The 3,849-nt window shown below is 39.5% G+C and carries 3 protein-coding genes and 2 pseudogenes; 2 read left to right on the forward strand and 3 right to left on the reverse strand.

The features are described from left to right. Nucleotides 1-221: IS200/IS605 family transposase (gene tnpA, locus BLO51_RS27625; protein ID WP_143007013.1), on the reverse strand; the 221-nt coding region annotated here is incomplete at its 3' end. Between the two features lie 257 nt (nucleotides 222-478). Here tnpA and BLO51_RS27630 point away from each other — a divergent pair. Then, nucleotides 479-1,036, forward strand: coding sequence for an NADPH-dependent FMN reductase (locus BLO51_RS27630; RefSeq protein WP_090677238.1), 558 nt, complete (start codon nucleotides 479-481; stop codon nucleotides 1,034-1,036). Nucleotides 1,037-1,541: 505 nt separating this feature from the next. Here the strand turns inward: BLO51_RS27630 and BLO51_RS30670 are convergent. Then, nucleotides 1,542-1,835 (reverse strand): DUF7668 domain-containing protein, encoded by a 294-nt coding sequence (locus BLO51_RS30670; RefSeq protein WP_425415841.1) that lies wholly within the window; start codon nucleotides 1,833-1,835, stop codon nucleotides 1,542-1,544. 815 nt (nucleotides 1,836-2,650) lie between these two features. Here BLO51_RS30670 and BLO51_RS27645 point away from each other — a divergent pair. Next, nucleotides 2,651-3,537 (forward strand): annotated as a pseudogene (locus tag BLO51_RS27645) (IS110 family transposase); the annotation flags it as partial. A gap of 12 nt (nucleotides 3,538-3,549) precedes the next feature. Here BLO51_RS27645 and BLO51_RS31095 read toward each other — a convergent pair. Then, nucleotides 3,550-3,849 (reverse strand): annotated as a pseudogene (locus tag BLO51_RS31095) (IS4 family transposase); the annotation flags it as partial.

Genomic DNA, 3,849 nt, shown 5'->3' on the forward strand with positions numbered 1-3,849 from the left:
GACAATTCGGTGTTCGGGTGTGCTTTGAACAAAATATGCACATGGTCCAACTCATGATTCCATTCGACTAAGGATATATTATAGTTTTCACCTAATCGAACAAACATTTCTTTCACATAGTCAGATAGGGTATCATCCATCACTTTTCTACGATATTTCACAACCAAAACAAGATGATAATACAGAGAGAACACCGAATGATTATTGCTATCTAATTTCATTGATACAACAGCCTTTCTTTTAATATAAGACTGATTATATCTCATCATAGAAAATATGGCAATAAAAAAGACTTTAGGCTTCGCCTACCGAACATCTCCCACTTTCATCAAGCTTCGCAAGATTTAGAAGTGGGAGACTTCTTGCGGTGGGAAGTTAAATGTTGTAAAGTGTTGCTAAATGGGTGAACTCCTCTACCGAAGACACCAACGATTCCTTAGCGAATAATCAAATCACAGAAGAAATGGGATGATGTTAAATGGATAAAGAAATTAAAATCTTGGCTATTTCGGGAAGTCTTCGTCAAAACTCTTCGAATAAAGCACTAATGAATGCCATCATCGGATTAGCCAAGGAGAACGTTAAATTTACCATCTATGGCGGGTTGGGCGACCTGCCGCATTTTAATCAAGACATCGATGCTGTCGAAGAACCTGTTCCGGTCAGAGAATTAAGGACACATATTAAGGAGGCAGATGGTGTGCTTATATGTACACCGGAATATGGGAATGGAGTGCCTGGTGTGTTAAAAAACGCGTTGGATTGGCTCGTATCTTCAGGCGAGTTATACAATAAACCTACAGCGGTAATCAGTGCCTCACCATCTCCAATGGGCGGTGATAAAGCTAATGCTTCACTTCTGCTTACACTTAAAATGCTTAATGCTGATATTGTAGAATCAGGAACATTGATAATACCGCACATCACTTCGAAACTAAATAAAGAAGGTAGTATTACAGATCCAGAACTAAAGCAGGAATTATTATCTGTGCTCCAGACACTTGAGCATGCTTGTCATCAAGGCGAGACGATATAATCCATGAAATGAGAATTGTCCAACTACGAAAAATGATAGGTTAGATCAACAGAACAGATTTTGTGTTTCTTTTTCTGCAAGCGCCTAATAACCATCTGATAGAGCCGTAAAAAATGACACCAATAACAACGCCAATTGTATTGAGTATGATATCGTCTGCTAACGCGTACAGGATTGTAATCAGATTGAAAATGACCGGATAGCAATTGCCATCCGGTCATTACTTATTTAACTATGCCAAAAGATTAAGTTCACATACGTCTACGACAACCTCCATTCTCCGCTTTACCACTATTTGTGATAAGGTTCAGCTTAACGAGTCTATCGGCGAAAAATGAAAAGAGGAGTATGTCGCGGCGTGACAGCTCCTAGAAATCCAATTGGTTAACGTAAACAATATTCTTTTTTCGCCGTCCCCTTAACTTGCGCTCTACATTGTAAATGTGCTAAGTACAGACCCCCATACGGAGAATTTACTCACGGCAGGATGGAAAATACTATGTCATTAAAGTACGGTAATCCCACTCTCAAAAATAACTTTCAGATAGTCACCCTCAAAGTGAAACTCAACACTCAAAGTCAAATCATTGGGTTCGCCATCTGTCGTCAATGCATATTCGTAAGAAATTCCGCTTCCATCGTTAAAGTGGTAGAAAGATTCTTGTTGATAAACACTGCCATCTTTATAAACAGGCCTAAAGGTACATTCTACATCAAACCTATCGATCTGTTCCAACTCATTATCTTCCTTAAAACTCTCGATGACCTCTTTTAATAGCTCAACGTCCCAATCCAACATATCATCAACTTTTTGAGCAATTTACCCATATCTTCCATCTGCAATTGAATCTACAATCTCTTTTGCGAACGCCCGAATGTTATCTTCCTCTTTGCCTGATACCCGTTTAAGCATACCACGTGCTCCCTTATCTTCAGAATAATATCTATCTTACATCATTTGAATATTTAATCCATACGTACCACAATCATACCACGAATTTGGAAATCATTGTCGGTTTTGTCGCATAAAAGCCCCCCTAGAGCCCATCTCTAGAGGGATAACATAACTCTATCGTACCTTTCTCCATCACTCCTATAGTCTCTATATCCATCTCGAGACCCCAATTTTTCGCCGTCACTTATGGTACGGTTCACCGTAACGTATCTAAGCGCAACATTGTCTTTGACCATAAGATCTACATTAAAATATAAAGAAAGAACCACTCTAGTTGAAGTGTGATATGCTCCCATCATAGTAGACAGTAGAAAAAACAAAAACTTCTACTTCAACAATGATGGGAGCATATCATATTGGAGTGGTTCTACATAGAACTTCTCTTTTATTGAACTATCGTGTCCCGTCGTATTATGAGGTTAGCCAGTTTTTACTGGTTGACCTCTTTTTATTAAGTGGGTCTAATAAACGGTAGCCGGGGCTGAACGTCCGTGTCCCTGGGAACATATCCCGTCGCTAAAACTGTTCGCCCCCTACTTGTAGAAACCATGTTTTGGCTGGTTGAGACTAGATCTCGCATCACGTGCGATGCTGTGGAACTGCAAGCAGATATCATAGGGGTTACCGGCGATCATGCAATCAGAGAGGATGAGAATATGATGAATCCAGTCATTGGTATGGATATCTCAAAAGGTCAAAGTGAAGGTCAAGCATTCTTAAATAAAGGGCAACCTTACGGTAAAAGTTTCTGTTTTCTTCATACGCAGGAAGGGCTAGAGGAATTATTCAACATAGTGAAGACCGTTCAAAATAAAACTGGGGTTTCTCCGTTGTCATTTTAGAATCAACAGGACATTATCATGAACCCATTATTCAGTTCCTTGAAGAACGAGAAATCGACTTCATTGTTGTGAATCCACTGATTTTTCATCAAGCGAAGAAATCTAGTCTACGCAAGGTGAAAACAGACGCGGTGGATGCCTACCAGCTCTGTGAATTGTATTATAAAGAGGACTTCGAGGTTCACAAACAGAGGAACTTTCAACTCTTGAACCTTCGTCATCTAACTAGGCAGTTTGAGTCCATTACGGATATGTATGTTCAAGCTAAATTGCAATTTCAAGCCGTCTTAGATCAAATATTTCCAGATTATAGAGACATCTTCGGGGATCTCTATTCTAGAATTTCACTGCTTTTCTTAAAGGAATTTTCTACATCCGAGATCATAATAAAGGCTGGAGAAGCTAAACTCTCGGATCGAATTGCATGTCTTTGCCCAAGCCGTTCTGATCGTTGGGCGGAAGAGAAGGCTAAGCTCATAATGGCTGCAGCCATTAACAATCCCTTTCAAAAAATAACGTATCAGAGCCACCTCATAAGCCTTAATTTGTACGTGGATTTATTGCTTCAGTATCAAGGACATCTAGCCTATTTGGAAAAACAGATTGATGCCCTTTCTGCTGAAGTAGAAGAATATTCGATTATCCAATCGATTCCCGGTATTGGCAATAAAATCGCGGCAACGATTCTATCTGAAATCGGGGAACATGCCTGTTGATTAACCAGATACTGGTTTTTTGAGGTTTGACAAATAGACATGTTTTTCCAACACTTTGGTAGTGGCGATGATCCATTCAATTTGTAGTTGATCGTGCTGAATTTGTTCCGTGAAACGGATCAAGGGCATTCTCTTGCAAGGGATGACAAATGATTTTGAGTGATCATACAACCATTTCAAGATAACGTAAGTCATTAACGCGGCAAAAAGCTGATTGAACACGGCATTCATTGTTGTGCCAAACAAAACAGGTACATTTAGGTTCTGTTTTATCCATCTGAAGAAAACTTCAATACCCCA

The organism is Paenibacillus tianmuensis (genome assembly GCF_900100345.1).
Taxonomy (GTDB): Bacteria; Bacillota; Bacilli; order Paenibacillales; family NBRC-103111; genus Paenibacillus_G; species Paenibacillus_G tianmuensis.